Origin of the sequence: Borborobacter arsenicus (assembly GCF_003934165.1) — a bacterium.
GTDB classification, from domain to species: Bacteria; Pseudomonadota; Alphaproteobacteria; order Rhizobiales; family Rhizobiaceae; genus Pseudaminobacter; species Pseudaminobacter arsenicus.
Genome location: NZ_RKST01000114.1, coordinates 1 through 353, shown reverse-complemented (window position 1 = coordinate 353; position 353 = coordinate 1). Strand labels below are relative to the sequence as shown.

1 pseudogene is annotated in these 353 nt (G+C 63.7%); it reads right to left on the bottom strand.

Annotated elements, in window-relative coordinates:
• A pseudogene (locus EET67_RS25450) lies at positions 1-353 on the bottom strand (IS5/IS1182 family transposase); the annotation flags it as partial.

The following is a 353-nucleotide window of genomic DNA, read 5'->3' as shown; positions in this document are numbered from 1 at the left end:
CGCGCTGTCGGCCCAGACCTCGGAGGAAGTGTTGTCTGTCGTCACCAATCGCGGCAGCATCCGCCCGTCCGCATGGGATGCCGACGTGGCGGCACTCTCCCGGATGAAGCCGAAGCGCCTGTCGATGGCGATGTGGGATTTGTAACCGAAGACCGGCAACGCGATTTGAGGCAGCGGCGTGCCGTCCAGCCGATACCGGATCTTGCCACCGATCTTGAGCGTCCAGCGCGCATTGGTGTCTTTCTGGGCCGCCTTGTTCGGCTCGTTCGGCCAGATCTCACCTGCCGTCTTGCCAGCCTTGATCGCCTCTTTCTCCGCATCTGTGTTGCGCTGCTTCGGCGCCGGCACCAAGG